Genomic DNA, 15,140 nt, shown 5'->3' with positions numbered 1-15,140 from the left:
CTCGCACATCGGGGCGGGGGCTCACCCGTGGGTGAAAATGCTCGGGTGCTCCAGCAACTCTTCAGTCCGTCCGTCCAGCACACGCTCGACCTGATCGGCATCTTCGTCTTCGCGATCTCCGGCGCCCTGCTGGCCGTGCGCAAGAACTTCGACGTGTTCGGCATGGCCGTCCTCGCCGAGGTGACCGCGCTGGGCGGCGGGCTCTTCCGCGACCTGGTCATCGGGGCCGTACCGCCCGCCGCGTTCACGGACCTGGGGTACTTCCTCACCCCGCTGCTCGCCACGCTCCTCGTCTTCTTCCTGCACCCGCAGGTGGAACGCATCCAGGTCGCCGTGAACGTCTTCGACGCGGCCGGCCTCGGCCTGTTCTGCGTCGCCGGCACGATCAAGGCGTACGAGTACGGGCTCGGCCTGACCGCCTCGGCCGGGCTGGGCCTGACCACCGCGGTCGGCGGCGGCGTGCTGCGGGACGTCCTCGCCAACGAGGTGCCCTCCCTCCTGCGCTGGGACCGCGACCTGTACGCGGTCCCGGCGATCGTCGGCTCCGCCCTGGTAGCCGTGTGCATCCGCTACGACGCCCTGAACCCGCTCACCAGCGCCCTCGCGGTGATCACCGCCTTCGTACTGCGCCTGCTCGCGATGCGGTACCACTGGCGAGCTCCGCGGGCCTGGCACCGGCGGTCGACGGTGAGCGAGGAGGAACAGCCCGTGCTGCCGTGACGGGACGGGCGCCCATCTCCTGCGTCAGCCACTCGAACGCGGGGACCACCTGCGGCCGCCACAGCGCCATGGTGTGCCCGCCCGCGCTCCTCGGGACGTACACCACGTGCACGGTCGTCGGCGCCTTCGCGGCCTGCTCCAGGGCGACCGCCGCCTCGTAGCCGTCGTGCGGCTGGCCGGAGAGGTAGAGCGCGATCCGCGGCGGGACGGTCGCCCTGCGCAGGAGCACGTAGGGATTGTTCTCGGCGCGCAGGGTGGGGTTCTGCGCGGCCAGCGAGTCGCGTTCGCCGATCGGGTCGTTGTAGCCGGACAGGCTGACGGCGGCCCGGTAGCGGTCGGGGTGGGCGACGGCCAGCTTGGCCGCGCAGTGCGCCCCGGCCGAGTAGCCGGCCACCGCCCAGCCCCGCGGGGCCGGCTGGGCGCGGAAGTTGTCCGTCACCATCTTCGGCACGTCGACGCTCAGCCAGGTGTCGGCGTTGACCGTGCCCGGGATGTTGGCGCAGCCCGTGTCCACCCCGGCCAGCAGGTTCGTGCGGGGCGCGACCAGGATGAAAGGGGCGACCCGGCCGTCCCGCATCAGGGGCTCCAACTGCTCGTGCGCGTGCAGCGAGCCGAACCAGGCCTTCGCCGAGCCGGGGTAGCCGGGCAGGAGTTCCACGACCGGGAACCTGTGGTGCCGGTAGGCCGGTTCGTGGTACTGCGGCGGCAGCCAGACGTAGACCTCGGCGTTCACGCCCGACACCCGGCCCCTGACCTGGGTGACCCGGACCCCGCCGGCCGCGCGCATCCCGGGCCCCGCGGCGGGCTCGAAGGTCTGGCGCACCTTGGGCAGCCGCTTGAGCGCGATGCCACCGGTGCCGTCGGCGCCCAGGTCTGCGGCCTGCTGCACATGGTCGCCGGTGCCGAGCAGGTCGGCCCAGTTGTCGTACAGGCTGTTGGCGTTGTTGACCAGCGTGAACACCAGGGCCACGGCGGTTCCCTGCGCGAACAGCAGCATCAGCGTCCGGGCCGCGGCGCGCAGGACCCGGGGTCCGCGCACGCGCGACCAGAGGAACAGCGGCAGGACGAGGGCGACGACGGACAGCACGATCAGCGTGCAGAGGAACGGTGTCCCGGTGAGGCTCATGCCCCTACAGAGGGAGGAACGAGCCCCAGGGTTTACGGACGAGTCGGACACTTACCAAGAAGTTGCCGGTGTCTCACCAAGGCGGGACTCCGGCCCGGTCCTGGAAAGCTACCGCTTAGTAGTTAGTTCTTGTACTGTTCAGCCATGCCTGAAGCAGCCTCCGCCCCGGCCGTCCGGGCCACGATCGGCGACAGCGAGTTCGACCGCGACACCGCGCTCACCCGCCGTGCGCCCGGTGTCTACGACATCGACCTCTCCGCCGGCTGGACGATCATCAGCGCCGTCAACGGCGGCTACCTGCTGGCGGTCCTGGGCCGCGCCCTCGCGGACGCCCTGCCGCACAGCGACCCCTTCACCGTCTCGGCGCACTACCTGACCGCGTCCCAGCCCGGCCCGGCAGTCGTCCGTACGGACGTCGTCCGCACCGGCCGGACCCTGTCGACCGGCCAGGCCTCCCTCTTCCAGTACGACGACCAGGGCCGGGAGGTCGAGCGCATCCGTGTCCTCGCCTCCTACGGCGACCTGGACGCCCTGCCCGACGACGTCCGGACGACGGCCCGGCCCCCCGCGATCCCGCCGCTGGAGCACTGCTTCGGCCCGGAGGACGGTCCCGCCCCCGTCGACGGCAGCTCGGCGATCACCGAGCGGCTGATGCTCAAGCTCGACCCGTCGACCCTCGGCTGGGCCCTCGGGCAGCCCTCCGGCAAGGGCGAGATGCGGGCCTGGTTCGGCCTCAAGGACGGCCGCGACCCCGACCCGCTCTCCCTGCTGCTGGCGGTCGACGCCTTGCCGCCCACCGCCTTCGAACTCGGCCTGAAGGGCTGGGTGCCCACCGTCGAGCTCACCGTGCACGTCCGCTGCCGCCCGGCGCCGGGCCCGCTGCGCGTGGCGATCACCACCCGCAACCTCGCCGGCGGCTTCCTGGAGGAGGACGCCGAGGTGTGGGACGGCGCCGACCGGCTGGTGGCCCAGTCCCGGCAGCTGGCGCGGGTCCGGCTGGGCTGAACTTTGCCCGCCTGACAGGTCGGTCACAGGGCGGCCCGAGGAGAGTCCTGAGCGGCGTTGGTTGAGTGCCTGCCTCAGGACTTCCTCACCTTCCCTGGAGTGGTTCCTCATGAAGCGTGCGCGTCTCCTCCCGGCCGTGACCCTGCTGGCGCTGTCGCCCCTGGCCCTGGTGGCCTGCGGCTCGGGTGACTCCTCGTCGTCCTCGGGGAGCGGGGGCGGGAGCGGGTCCGGGCAGCAGCAGGCCTGCCGGGCGCCGTCGGGGAGGCCGAGCGGTGCGCCGTCGGGGGCTCCCTCGGGTGCGCCTTCCGGGGCGCCGTCGGGTGCGTCCTCGGGAGCCGCTGCCGGGGGCGCCAAGCCGACCGGCGCACCGTCCGGGATGCCCTCGGGCATGCCCGGCGGAGGACCCGGTGGAGGGCCCAGCGGCGCTCCCGGCGGTGGTCGGGGCGGCGGCTGTGGCGCTCCGGGCGGCGGCGGCCAGGGGCAGGCGAACTGAGCGCAAGAAGGGAAAGAATCATCCCCCGGTACCCCCCGGGGCACGGCAGGGGCGGCGCACTCGGCGACGGGCGCGCCGCCCCTGTGGTGTCGTCGGGCGCGGCTCAGTCCAGCCAGTGGTGGCGGCCGAGGCCGATCAGCCGCATCTGCCGGGCCGCCACCCGGGCGACCTCCCGCTTCCGCTCCTCGCGCCCCTCCTCCGGCCCCTCCAGCGCCTCCAGGAAGAGCGACGCCGTGATGAGCATCTGGTCCACGTAGAGATGGGCGAGCATCAGCAGGTCGTCCTCGGTCCACCCCTCGGACTCCGGGTCCTTGGCCAGCTCGTCCTTGACCTCCCGGGCGAACCGGGACAGTTGGTCCCGTATGGCCTCCCGTACCGGCTGGACCCCGCCATGTCGCTCCCGGGCGATGAACCGGACATGGGCGGGGTACCCGTCGACGTGACGGGCGATCAACTCGATGGCGCGCGCGACGCGTTCCTCCGGGTCGCCCGTGCCGGACACCGTCGTCCGGATCATCGGGTGCAGGCTGCCCAGCGCCTCCTCGACCAGGGCCACGCCCAGATCCGCCGTGGAGCGGAAGTGGCGGTAGAAGGCGGTCGGGGCGACACCGACGGCGCGGGTGACCTCGCGCAGCCCGAGGCTGCTCAGGCTCTGCTCCTCCAGCAGCCCCAGGGCCGCGTCCAGGAGTGCCTGCCGGGTCTTCTGCTTCTGGGCCTGCCGGATGCCGAGGGTGTGACTCATACCATGCAGTTAACAACTGTTCTCTGGAATTGGAAAGTCATGGGAGGCGCTAGACTGGAAAGTCAGTGAACAACTGTAACCACAATCGTTCACCGAAACCTGGGGGCTGTTCCCATGCTGTTCATCGTCGCCGCACTCCTGCTGCTGGGCGTGGTCCTGGGCACCGTCGCCCACGCGCCGCTCACCTTCTCCCTCGCCGCCGGCGCCGTCATCGCCGCCTGGCTGGGCATCTTCGCGCTCCGCGAGCGCAACCGCCGGCGCCACACGCAGGCCCACTGACCACCGCACCTCCGACCCGACACCGGGAGTCGATCACCATGCAGCTCACCGCTCCGGCCTCGCGCCACACCGGTATCCGGGACACCGACGGCATGGCCGTCGCGTCCTTCGTCCTCGGCCTGCTCGGCCTGCTCGTGCTCAACATCTTCCTCGGCCCGATCGCCATCGTGCTGGCGAGCATCGCCCTGTGGCGCGGCACCAACCGCCGCGGCCGGGCGTTCCTGGGTCTGGGCCTGGGCGTCGCCGACCTGCTGGTCCTCGTGGCCTTCATGGAGGCCGACAGCACGGTCTCGTGGAGCTTCTGAGCCGCCGTCGGACCATCTCCGACCGACACGCAGCGGCCGGGCCCGGGGACGACGGGCCGCCGCCGCGCCGGAAAGCGATTCACCTTCGGCCAACCTTGATCTGAGGCCCGGAGAAGGGGAGCCGTAGAATCGGGCTCACCATGGCTTACCTCGACCACGCCGCGACCACCCCGATGCTCCCGGAGGCGGCAGAGGCGCTCACCGCCCACCTGGGTGCCACCGGCAACGCCTCCTCCCTCCACGCATCCGGCAGGCAGGCCCGCCGCACCGTCGAGGAGGCCCGCGAGACCCTCGCCGACGCCCTCGGCGCCCGCCCCAGCGAGGTCGTCTTCACCTCGGGCGGCACGGAGGCCGACAACCTCGCCGTCAAGGGCCTTTACTGGTCACGGCGCGACGCCGACCCGGCCCGCACCCGCGTCCTCGCCAGCCCCGTCGAGCACCACGCGGTCCTCGACGCCGTGCACTGGCTCGGCGAACACGAGGGCGCCACCATCGAGTACCTGCCGGTCGACGCCCACGGCCGCGTCCACCCCGACGCCCTGCGCGAGGCGATCGCCCGCAACCCCGACGACGTGGCCCTCGCCACCGTCATGTGGGCGAACAACGAGATCGGGACGATCCTGCCGATCCGCGAACTGGCCGACGCCGCCGCGGAGTTCGACGTCCCGCTGCACTCGGACGCGGTCCAGGCCTTCGGTCAGATCCCCGTGGACTTCGCCGCCTCCGGCCTCGCCGCGATGACCGTGTCGGGCCACAAGATCGGCGGCCCCTACGGCATCGGCGCGCTGATCCTCGGCCGCGAGCACGCCCCCGTGCCCGTGCTGCACGGCGGCGGCCAGGAGCGGCACGTGCGCTCCGGCACCCTCGACGTCCCCGCCATCGCCTCCTTCGCCGTCGCCGGGCGGCTGGCCGCCGAGCAGCGCGAGTGGTTCGCCCACGAGATCGGCGCCCTGCGCGACAGCCTGATCACCGCGGTCCGCTCGGCCGTCCCGGACGCGATCCTCGGCGGCGACCCCGACCCGGAGGGCCGCCTCCCGGCCAACGCGCACTTCACGTTCCCCGGCTGCGAGGGCGACTCCCTGCTGCTCCTGCTCGACGCCCAGGGCATCGAGTGCTCCACCGGCTCCGCCTGCACCGCCGGCGTCGCCCAGCCCAGCCACGTCCTCCTCGCCACCGGCACCGATCCCGACCTGGCCCGCGGCACCCTCCGCTTCTCCCTCGGCCACACCTCCACCGAAGCCGACGTCGAGGCCCTCGCGAAGGCCATCGGCCCGGCGGTGGAACGGGCCCGGGCGGCGGGGCTGACGTAACGCCCGGCGCGGACGAGGGGCGCGTGGCCTTCGGCGCGCGCCCTTGCCGGGGGCCGTGCCCGGGCGGACACTCCGGACGTGAGCGTCGTCACCCAGGTCTTCGCCCTCCTCGCCGCCCTGATCCACCTCGTGGTGGGCGTTCTGGAGCGCTTCCTCTACCACCGCCCCGCGGTCCGGCTCTTCCTCACCACGTCCACGGCGGACGCGCCCGAGGTGACGCTGTGGCGGTCAGGGGTCGCCGTCTACAACATCCTGCTCGGGCTCGGGCTCCTGGCCGGGGTCGTGGCCCTGCACACCGGGGACGAGACCGCCGGGCGCGCCCTGGTCCTCTACCTCTGCGGCTTCCTGGTGGTGTCCGCCGTCGTGTTCGCCGTGTCGTTCCCGCGGCTGTGGCGCGGGGCGCTCGGCCAGGGGCTGGCACCCGCCGTCGCGCTTCTCGCCGCCCTGTTCTGACGCCGCTGTTCCGACGCCGCCCGGCCCAGCCCGGTCAGGCGGGTGCCGTACGCGCCTGACGCACCAGCCGCATGTACTTGTCCCAGTCCCAGTGCGGCCCCGGGTCCGTGTGGTCCGTGCCCGGGACCTCCACGTGGCCGATGATGTGCTCGCGGTCGACGGGTATGTCGTACCGCGCGCAGATCCGGGCCGTGAGACGGGCGGAGGCCTCGTACATCTCGTCCGTGAGGTCCTGCGGGCGGTCCACGAAGCCCTCGTGCTCGATGCCGACACTGCGCTCGTTGTAGTCGCGGTTGCCCGCGTGGTAGGCCACGTCCAGCTCGCGGATCATCTGCGTGACGTGCCCGTCCTGGCGGACGATGTAGTGCGTGGCCGCCTTGTGCCCGGGGTCCTGGAAGGCCTTCACCGCGCTGTCGAAGCTGCCCTGCGTGACATGGACGATCACCATGTCTATGCCGAAGTCGTCGGGCCGGTCCGCCCGCCGCCAGTTCGCGTCCGACGCCGCCACCCAGCGCGCGCCCGCGTAGTCGACCTCGCCCTCCTCGCGCGGCTTCTCCACGCCGGGAGTCCGCCACCACAGGCGCGCCAGCTCGTCCCGGGCCAGCACGGCCGAACCCGCAGCTGCCGCCGCCCCACCGATCAGCAACGCCCGGCGCCCGACCTTCCGGTCGCCGTCCTTCGGAGCCTTCCGCTGTCCCATGTGATCGTCAACGGATACTCGCGGGCCCTGGTTCCCGCGCCCCCTTACCCTGGAGGGGTTATGACTGAAACCCCGCAGCGCCCCCGCCCCCTCCGCGTCCTGGCCGCCATGTCCGGCGGCGTCGACTCCGCCGTCGCCGCCGCCCGCGCGGCCGAGGCGGGCCACGACGTGACCGGCGTCCACCTCGCGCTCTCCGCCAACCCCCAATCCTTCCGGACGGGCGCGCGGGGCTGCTGCACGATCGAGGACTCGCGCGACGCCCGCCGCGCCGCCGACGTCATCGGCATCCCCTTCTACGTGTGGGACCTCGCCGACCGCTTCCGCGAGGACGTCGTCGAGGACTTCGTCGCCGAGTACGAGGCCGGCCGCACCCCCAACCCCTGCCTGCGCTGCAACGAGAAGATCAAGTTCGCCGCCCTCCTCGACAAGGCGCTCGCGCTCGGCTTCGACGCGGTCTGCACGGGCCACTACGCCAAGGTGATCGTCCGCGAGGACGGCACCCGTGAACTGCACCGCGCCTCCGACATGGCCAAGGACCAGTCGTACGTCCTCGGCGTGCTCGACGACCGGCAGCTCGCCCACGCCCTGTTCCCGCTCGGCGACACGGTCACCACGAAGGACGAGATCCGCGCCGAGGCCGAGCGCCGGGGCCTGGCCGTCGCCAAGAAGCCCGACTCGCACGACATCTGCTTCATCGCCGACGGCGACACCCAGGGCTTCCTCGCCGACCGGCTCGGCAAGGCCGAGGGCGACATCGTCGACGAGACGGGCGCCAAGCTCGGCACGCACGAGGGCGCGTACGGCTTCACCATCGGCCAGCGCAAGGGCCTGCGCATCGGCACCCCGGCCCCCGACGGCAAGCCGCGCTACGTGCTCGACATCTCCCCGGTCACCAACACCGTCACCGTCGGCCCGGCCGCCGCCCTCGACGTCAGCGCCCTGACCGCGATCAAACCGCGCTGGTGCGGCGCCGCCCCCACCGGCCCCGGCACGTACACGGCCCAGCTGCGCGCCCACGGCGGCGAGACCGAGGTGACCGCCGAACTCGTCGACGGCACCCTGCAGGTCACCTTTACCGAACCGGTCCGCGGCGTCGCCCCCGGCCAGGCGATCGTCCTGTACGACGGCACGCGCGTGGTGGGCTCGGCGACGATCGCGTCGACGAAGCGGGCGACGGCCGGCGTGGCCTGACCCGGAGACCACCCGGGGCAGGCCCCACGCGCGCGCGTGCCCCGGCCCCAGCCCCGCGCGAAGGTCCCGGCCCCAGCCCCGCGCGCAGCGCTCGGGCCTCAGCCCTGCGCGAAGAACTCCGCCAGCACCGGCGCCAGCACATTCGGCTCCACCATGTGCGTCTGCCCCTGGAGCGTGCGGTACGTGCCCTCGGGTACGGAGTCCGCGATCGCCCGGGCCGCCTCGCGCAGCCAGGCGGGGCTGGCGTCGCCCGCGACCGCCAGGACGGGGACGGCGACCGAGCCCAGCCGCTCCCGGGGGACCCGGCCGTCGCGCATCACGGCGTCGTCGTAGGCGAGGCTCGGGGCGATGGCCTCCATGCCGGCCCACATGGGGGACTGGCGGGCGCCCTGGATCACGCCCTCGGCCAGGCCGGTCAACCGCAGGAACAGCTCGACCGCGTCCCCGCGCCGCCCCTCGCCGAGTGCCTCCGTCAGCCGCCGGGTGTACTCCGCGCGCTCCCTGGCACCCTCCTCGGACATCGCGAACGGCGTCTCGTACACCGCCACGCGCCGCACCGGCAGCCCGCTCGCCGCCGCCTCCAGGGCGAGCGCCCCGCCCGACGAGATGCCGTACAGGAACGCCTCGCCGCCCACCGCCTCGATCACCGCCGCCAGGTCCTCGACCTCACGCTCCACCGCGTACGGCGCCGTGTCCCCGCTGGCCCCGCGGCCCCGGCGGTCGTACACGACGGCCTGGAAGCGCTCCGACAGCGACACGGCCAGCGGCGCCAGGGTGCCGCCCGTCGACATCGCACCGCTCACCAGGACGACCGCGGGACCCCGGCCGGTGCTCTCGTAGGCGATGCGGGTGCCGTCGCGCGAAAGGATCTTCTTGTCCATGCCTGTTGAGACTGCCGCACGGCACGGTGTTCATCGGTGAGGCGGGCCGTGCGTCAGCCGATCACGTGACGTCAACCTCGTAGAAGCACAGGTGGTCCTTGATCTCGGCGACGTCCGGCTTCGGGTCCGGATACGCCCAGACGAGGTCCGCCGCGTCCGGCAGCGACCAGTAGGACGCGGTGCCCTTGAACGGGCAGTACGTATGCGTGGCGGACGGCGTCAGCAGGTCGAGCCGTACGTCCTCGGCCGGGATGTAGTACCGCGGGGGACAGCCGGTCTCGCGCAGGACCAGTGGCCGGTCGCTCTCCGCCAGGACCTGGTCGCGGTGCACCACGCGCACGTGCCGGTTGCTCCGTTCGATGGTGATGCGATGCCCTGTCGTCACGATCGCCCCTCCTTGGGTAGCCGACTCCACCGGTACAGCGCACCCTGGAGCGGAGTTCTTCCCCCGTCGCAGGAGGCCACCATGCGCGCCACGGAACCGGCCGGAAACCGCAGCAGCCTGGCCCACCAGGTCCGGTACGCCCTGCGCCACCCGGAGCGCGTGCCCGCGCACGCCCGGCGCGCGCTGCGGGACGCCCTGCTGCGGCTGCGCTACCGCGACCACATCGCCTACTACCGGGCCGTGATGGCCTCGGACACGGCGCGCAGCGCGGAGGCCGCGGTGGGGCACAACCCCTCGCGTGAGGCGTGGACCCGCATCGGCCGCATGCAGTTCGACTACCTGGTGGGACACGGTCTCCAGCCGCACCACCGCATGCTGGACATCGGCTGCGGCAACCTGCGCGCCGGACGTCTGTTCATCGACTACCTCGACACCGGGCACTACTACGGCATCGACATCTCGCCGCACATCCTGCTCGCCGCCCAGGACACCCTCGTGGCCGAGAAGCTCCAGCCCAAACTGCCCTACCTGGCGCTCGCCGACGACCTCACCCTCGCCTTCCTGCCCGACGCGCACTTCGACGTCGTGCACGCGCACAGCGTCTTCTCGCACTCGCCGCTGCACGTCATCGAGGAGTGTTTCGCGCACGTCGGCCGGATCCTCGCGCCGGGCGGGTTCTTCGACTTCACGTTCGACCGCACCGAGGGTGTGGAGCACCAGGTGCTGCACGAGGACTTCTACTACCGGACGCGGACGCTGACCGAACTCGCCGCGAAGCACGGCCTGGACGCCCGGTTCATGGACGACTGGGAACAACTGCCGCACCGCCAGTCCAAAATGCGGGTGACCACGGCCGCGGACCGGGCCCGTACCGTGGGCTCATGAACATCTGTGTCTTCCTCTCCGCCGCCGACCTCGACGAGCGCTACACCCGCCCCGCGCGGGAGTTCGCCAAGCTGCTGGGCAAGGGCGGCCACACGCTCGTGTGGGGCGGCTCCGACGTCGGCCTCATGAAGGTGGTCGCCGACGGGGTGCAGGAGGCGGGCGGCCGGCTCGTCGGCGTCTCCGTGCAGTTCCTCTCGGCCAAGGCCCGCCCGGGCGTCGACGAGATGGTGGTCGCCAAGGACCTCGCCGAGCGCAAGAAGCTCCTCCTGGAGAAGGCCGACGCCGTGGTGATCATGGTCGGCGGCACCGGCACGCTCGACGAGGCGACCGAGATCCTGGAGCTGAAGAAGCACGGGCACACCGACAAGCCGGTGGTCCTGCTCAACACCGCGGGCTTCTACGACGGTCTGAAGGAGCAGTTCCGCCGCATGGAGGACGAGGGCTTCCTGCCCCGCCCGCTCACCGACCTGGTGTTCTTCGCGGAGGAGCCGGTCGGGGCGCTGGCCTACCTGGAGGAGAGCCGGGGCATCGAGTGACCCGGCCCTGATGCGAGCATGGCGGGCATGGCTACTCATGTGATCACCGGAGCCGGTTCCGGCATCGGCGCGGCCGTGGCCCGCCGCCTGCACGCGCGCGGGGACGACCTCGTGCTGCACGCGCGCGACGCGGGCCGGGCGAAGGAGCTGGCGGCCGAGTTCCCGGGCGCGAGGACGCTGGTCGGCGACCTGTCGGACCCCGACAAGCTCTCCTGGGCCTTCTCCCACCAGACACTGCCCGACCGCGCGGACTCGCTCCTGCACATCGCCGGTGTCGTCGACCTCGGCCCGGTCGGCGAACTCACCCCCAAGACCTGGCGCCACCAGCTCAACGTCAACCTCGTCGCCCCCGCCGAGCTGACCCGCCACTTCCTGCCCCAGCTGCGCGCCGCCCGGGGCCACGTGGTCTTCGTCAACTCCGGCGCCGGCCTCAGCGCGAGCGCCGGCTGGTCCGCCTACGCCGCGTCCAAGCACGGCCTGAAGGCCCTCGCCGACTCCCTGCGCCACGAGGAGCACGCGAGTGGTGTCCGCGTCACCTCGGTGTACCCCGGCCGGACGGCCAGCCCCATGCAGGCCAAGGTCCACCAGCAGGAGGGCAAGGAGTACGACGCCTCGAAGTGGATCGACCCGGAGTCCGTGGCCACGACGATCCTGATGGCCCTGGACCTGCCGCGGGACGCGGAGGTCAACGACCTCACGGTCCGACCGGGGAACTGACCCGGGCGGAGCCGCTGCGTAGGCTTCTCCGGTGAGCGAAAACAGCCAGTTCAGGTTCGGCGCCGCCACCGGTGTGGGGTCCATGCCGGGCGGCGACGCCCGAGAAGCCGCCAAGACCGTCACCGGAACCTTCGAGGACTTCCCCTTCCTGCCCGAACTGCCCGCCCGCGGCCCCGGCGCGGACATGATCGGCCGGACCGCCGGAATGCTCGTCGAGCTGTACGCGCGCGTGGAGCCCAGCGGCTGGCGGCTCGGCGACCGGCCGGGGCGGGACACCAAGCGGGCCCGCTCCTGGCTCGGCGAGGACCTGGACGCGCTGGAGGAGTTCACGCAGGAGTACCAGGGGCCGCTGAAGGTCCAGGCCGTCGGTCCCTGGACCCTCGCCGCCCACCTGGAGCTGAGGAACGGCGAGGCGGCCCTCTCCGACGCCGGCGCCTGCCGCGACCTCGCCGCCTCCCTCGCCGAGGGACTGCGGCTGCACCTGGCCGAAGTACGGCGGCGGATCCCCGGCGCGCAGCTCGTGCTCCAGCTCGACGAGCCGTCCCTCACGGCCGTCCTGCGGGGCCAGGTGAAGACCGCCAGCGGCTACCGCACCCACCGGGCCGTCGACCGGCAGATCGTCGAGCAGACGCTGCGCGACCTCGTCGGGGCCCACACCGGCGGCCCGGTCGTCGTCCACTCCTGCGCCCCGGACGTCCCCTTCGCCCTGCTCCGGCGGGCGGGCGCGGCGGCTGTCTCGTTCGACTTCTCCCTGCTCACCGAGCGTGACGAGGAGGCGATCGGTGAGGCGGTGGAGGGCGGCACCCGGCTCTTCACCGGTGTCGTCCCGGGCGCGGAGGGTCCATTGTCAGACCCTGCCGGTAGCGTCATGGGTGTCAGGACGCTGTGGCGCAGGCTGGGGCTGTCACCGGGGCTTCTCGCGGAGGCGGTCACCGTCACCCCGGCGTGCGGACTCGCGGGGGTGTCCCCGGGGTACGCGCGCACGGCTCTCGCCCACTGCGTCCGGGCGGCGAGATCCCTCGCGGACAACCCAGAGTAACGGGAGGACGACACGGTGGCCGGCGACAAGCAAGCGGAGACGACGACGGTGCCCGCCGAGGCACGGGAGAAGCACGCGCGCCTCGCGGAGCAGATCGAGGAGCACCGCTTCCGCTACTACGTGAAGGACGCTCCCGTCGTCAGCGACGCGGAGTTCGACCAGCTGCTGCGTTCCCTGGAGGCGCTGGAGGAGGAGCACCCGGAGCTGCGCACGCCGGACTCGCCGACCCAGAAGGTCGCCGGGTCCTACGAGACGGAGTTCACAGCGGTCGAGCACCGCCAGCGCATGCTCTCCCTCGACAACACGTTCAACGACGAGGAGCTCGCCGCCTGGTCCGACCGCATCGCCAGGGAACTGGGCGCGCAGGACTACCACTTCCTGTGCGAGCTGAAGGTCGACGGCCTCGCCGTGAACCTCACCTACGAGCACGGCCGCCTCACCCGCGCGGCCACCCGCGGCGACGGCCGCACCGGCGAGGACATCACGCCGAACGTGCGGACGATCGCGGAGATCCCCGACCGCCTCAAGGGCGACGACGTCCCCGACCTCGTGGAGATCCGCGGCGAGGTCTACTTCCCGATGGAGAAGTTCCAGGAGCTCAACGCCCGCCTGGTCGAGGCCGGTGACAAGCCCTTCGCCAACCCGCGCAACGCGGCCGCCGGTTCGCTGCGCCAGAAGGACCCCCGCGTCACGGCCACCCGCCCCCTGCACATGGTGGTCCACGGCATCGGCGCCCTGGAGGGCTTCAAAGGCCTGACCCGACTCTCCCAGGCCTACGACCTGCTGAAGACGTGGGGCCTGCCGACCTCACGGCACAACAAGGTGGTCGACGGCCTCGAAGGCGTCCGGGAGTTCATCGCCCACTTCGGCGAGAACCGCCACTCCGTGGAACACGAGATCGACGGCGTGGTCGTCAAGCTCGACGAGATCCCCCTCCAGGGCCGCCTCGGCTCCACCTCCCGCGCCCCCCGCTGGGCGATCGCGTACAAGTACGCGCCGGAGGAGGTCAACACCAAGCTCATCAACATCCGCGTGGGCGTCGGCCGCACGGGCCGGGTCACGCCGTACGCCCAGGTCGAGCCGGTCACGGTCGCCGGCTCCGAGGTCGAGTTCGCCACACTGCACAACCAGGACGTGGTCAAGGCCAAGGGCGTCCTCATCGGCGACACGGTCGTGCTGCGCAAGGCCGGTGACGTCATCCCGGAGATCCTCGGCCCCGTCGCCGACCTGCGAGACGGCACCGAGCGCGAGTTCGTGATGCCGAGCGAGTGCCCCGAGTGCGGCACGGAGCTCAGGCCGATGAAGGAGGGCGACGTCGACCTGCGCTGCCCGAACGCCCGCACCTGCCCGGCCCAGTTGCGCGAGCGCCTGTTCTACCTCGCGGGCCGCAAGGCGCTCGACATCGAGCACTTCGGGTACGTCGCCGCGGCCGCCCTCACGGCACCCCTGGAGCCGAAGACCCCGCCGCTGGTGGACGAGGGCGACCTGTTCGACCTCACCATCGAACAGCTGCTGCCCATCAAGGCGTACGTCCTCGACCCGGACAGCGGCCTGCCCAAGCGCGACCCGAAGACCGGCGAGGAGAAGGTCGCCACGGTCTTCGCGAACCAGGAGGGCAAGCCCAGGAAGAACGCGCTCGCCATGCTGGAGAACATCGCGGCGGCCAGGCAGCGCCCCCTCGCCCGCATCCTCACCGGCCTGTCGATCCGTCATGTGGGACCCGTCGCGGCCGAGGCCCTGGCCCGCGAGTTCCGCTCGATCGAGCGCATCGACCAGGCCACCGAGGAGGAGCTGAGGAACACCGACGGGGTCGGCGAGATCGTCGCCACCGCCGTCAAGGAGTGGTTCGCCGAGGACTGGCACCGCGAGATCATCCGAAAGTGGAAGGCCGCCGGCGTCCGCATGGAGGAGGAGAGCACCGGCGAGGACGACGGGCCGCGCCCGCTCGAAGGGCTCACGGTCGTCGTCACCGGCACCCTCGAACACTTCACGCGCGACGGCGCCAAGGAGGCCCTGCAGAACCGCGGAGCGAAGGTGACCGGCTCCGTCTCCAAGAAGACGTCGTTCGTCGTTGTGGGTGACAACCCCGGATCGAAATACGACAAGGCGATGCAGCTGAAGGTGCCGGTCCTGAACGAGGAGGGCTTCGGCGTCCTGCTGGAACAGGGACCGGAAGCGGCGGCCGAAGTCGCCCTTTCGTCCGAGGAGTAGCGGTTGAAGGCCACCCGATCGGCGCATACCAGATGCATACGGGTGGCCGGGGCGCATTCGGGCAACCGTCGGCGACCGCTGCCCGTGGAAGCCTTCTGCGGCCTACTGTTGAGATGTGCGCCTGCCGTGCCCAGCTGCGGTCGGGGCATCTTCGTGCTCGGG

Annotated in this window: 17 protein-coding genes; 12 read left to right on the top strand and 5 right to left on the bottom strand. The window is 72.2% G+C overall.

Annotated elements, in window-relative coordinates:
- Positions 1-45: 45 nt before the first annotated feature.
- The gene (locus ACSUPV_RS12000; RefSeq protein ID WP_037768599.1) at positions 46-720 is read left to right on the top strand and encodes a trimeric intracellular cation channel family protein; all 675 of its coding nucleotides are present in this window, start codon (positions 46-48) and stop codon (positions 718-720) included.
- Here the strand turns inward: ACSUPV_RS12000 and ACSUPV_RS11995 are convergent.
- On the bottom strand, positions 611-1,846 hold the full coding sequence (locus tag ACSUPV_RS11995) for an alpha/beta hydrolase (protein ID WP_037768601.1): 1,236 nt from the start codon (positions 1,844-1,846) through the stop codon (positions 611-613). The genes ACSUPV_RS12000 and ACSUPV_RS11995 overlap by 110 nt on opposite strands.
- 144 nt (positions 1,847-1,990) lie before the next feature.
- Here ACSUPV_RS11995 and ACSUPV_RS11990 point away from each other — a divergent pair, with 144 nt between their 5' ends.
- A complete protein-coding gene (locus tag ACSUPV_RS11990) occupies positions 1,991-2,851 on the top strand; it encodes a thioesterase family protein (protein ID WP_436947454.1) in 861 nt (286 codons plus the stop codon).
- A gap of 596 nt (positions 2,852-3,447) precedes the next feature.
- Here ACSUPV_RS11990 and ACSUPV_RS11985 read toward each other — a convergent pair.
- A complete protein-coding gene (locus ACSUPV_RS11985; RefSeq protein WP_031117557.1) occupies positions 3,448-4,086 on the bottom strand; it encodes a TetR family transcriptional regulator in 639 nt (212 codons plus the stop codon).
- 114 nt (positions 4,087-4,200) lie between these two features.
- On the opposite strand from ACSUPV_RS11985, the gene ACSUPV_RS11980 reads away from it, so the two are divergent.
- The 4 genes from ACSUPV_RS11980 (at position 4,201) to ACSUPV_RS11965 (ending at position 6,433) form a co-directional block, all read left to right on the top strand.
- The gene (locus tag ACSUPV_RS11980) at positions 4,201-4,365 is read left to right on the top strand and encodes a hypothetical protein (RefSeq protein WP_031117556.1); all 165 of its coding nucleotides are present in this window, start codon (positions 4,201-4,203) and stop codon (positions 4,363-4,365) included.
- A 38-nt stretch (positions 4,366-4,403) separates the two neighbouring features.
- A complete protein-coding gene (locus ACSUPV_RS11975; protein ID WP_031117555.1) occupies positions 4,404-4,670 on the top strand; it encodes a hypothetical protein in 267 nt (88 codons plus the stop codon).
- A 140-nt stretch (positions 4,671-4,810) separates the two neighbouring features.
- Positions 4,811-5,980 carry a cysteine desulfurase family protein gene (locus ACSUPV_RS11970; protein WP_037768606.1) on the top strand — a complete coding sequence of 390 codons (1,170 nt, stop codon included), beginning with the start codon at positions 4,811-4,813 and terminating at the stop codon, positions 5,978-5,980.
- Between the two features lie 78 nt (positions 5,981-6,058).
- Entirely contained in the window at positions 6,059-6,433 is a 375-nt protein-coding gene (locus ACSUPV_RS11965; RefSeq protein ID WP_031117553.1) for a DUF1304 family protein, read from the top strand.
- Positions 6,434-6,467: 34 nt separating this feature from the next.
- On the opposite strand, the gene ACSUPV_RS11960 is transcribed toward ACSUPV_RS11965, so the two are convergent.
- Complete coding sequence (locus ACSUPV_RS11960) at positions 6,468-7,133, bottom strand: N-acetylmuramoyl-L-alanine amidase (RefSeq protein WP_359789856.1); 666 nt, start codon at positions 7,131-7,133, stop codon at positions 6,468-6,470.
- 60 nt (positions 7,134-7,193) lie between these two features.
- On the opposite strand from ACSUPV_RS11960, the gene mnmA reads away from it, so the two are divergent.
- On the top strand, positions 7,194-8,324 hold the full coding sequence (mnmA, locus tag ACSUPV_RS11955; RefSeq protein WP_037768610.1) for a tRNA 2-thiouridine(34) synthase MnmA: 1,131 nt from the start codon (positions 7,194-7,196) through the stop codon (positions 8,322-8,324).
- Positions 8,325-8,422: 98 nt separating this feature from the next.
- Here mnmA and ACSUPV_RS11950 read toward each other — a convergent pair whose 3' ends face one another.
- Together ACSUPV_RS11950 and ACSUPV_RS11945 are read right to left on the bottom strand one after the other, a co-directional pair.
- Positions 8,423-9,205 (bottom strand): alpha/beta fold hydrolase, encoded by a 783-nt coding sequence (locus tag ACSUPV_RS11950; RefSeq protein ID WP_031117550.1) that lies wholly within the window; start codon positions 9,203-9,205, stop codon positions 8,423-8,425.
- Positions 9,206-9,266: 61 nt separating this feature from the next.
- Entirely contained in the window at positions 9,267-9,590 is a 324-nt protein-coding gene (locus ACSUPV_RS11945; RefSeq protein WP_031117549.1) for a DUF427 domain-containing protein, read from the bottom strand.
- A gap of 81 nt (positions 9,591-9,671) precedes the next feature.
- Between ACSUPV_RS11945 and ACSUPV_RS11940 the strand changes: the two genes are divergently transcribed.
- Genes ACSUPV_RS11940 through ligA form a run of 5 tightly spaced genes read left to right on the top strand, consistent with a single transcriptional unit; the run spans position 9,672 to position 14,978 of the window.
- A complete protein-coding gene (locus ACSUPV_RS11940) occupies positions 9,672-10,475 on the top strand; it encodes a class I SAM-dependent methyltransferase (protein ID WP_359789858.1) in 804 nt (267 codons plus the stop codon).
- The gene (locus ACSUPV_RS11935; protein ID WP_031117547.1) at positions 10,472-11,011 is read left to right on the top strand and encodes a TIGR00730 family Rossman fold protein; all 540 of its coding nucleotides are present in this window, start codon (positions 10,472-10,474) and stop codon (positions 11,009-11,011) included. Before ACSUPV_RS11940 ends, ACSUPV_RS11935 begins: the two co-directional genes overlap by 4 nt.
- Before the next feature lie 18 nt (positions 11,012-11,029).
- A complete protein-coding gene (locus ACSUPV_RS11930) occupies positions 11,030-11,728 on the top strand; it encodes an SDR family oxidoreductase (RefSeq protein ID WP_436947453.1) in 699 nt (232 codons plus the stop codon).
- Between the two features lie 31 nt (positions 11,729-11,759).
- A complete protein-coding gene (locus ACSUPV_RS11925; protein WP_037768615.1) occupies positions 11,760-12,767 on the top strand; it encodes a methionine synthase in 1,008 nt (335 codons plus the stop codon).
- A gap of 15 nt (positions 12,768-12,782) precedes the next feature.
- Positions 12,783-14,978: an NAD-dependent DNA ligase LigA gene (gene ligA, locus ACSUPV_RS11920; protein WP_436947452.1), complete on the top strand. Its 2,196-nt coding sequence runs from the start codon at positions 12,783-12,785 to the stop codon at positions 14,976-14,978.
- Positions 14,979-15,140 lie beyond the last annotated feature (162 nt).

The organism is Streptomyces sp. SudanB52_2052 (assembly GCF_964272415.1).
In the GTDB taxonomy this organism is placed as follows: domain Bacteria; phylum Actinomycetota; class Actinomycetes; order Streptomycetales; family Streptomycetaceae; genus Streptomyces; species Streptomyces olindensis.
The sequence above is the reverse complement of the archived record's forward strand: the minus strand, read 5'-3'. Positions and strand labels throughout refer to the sequence as shown.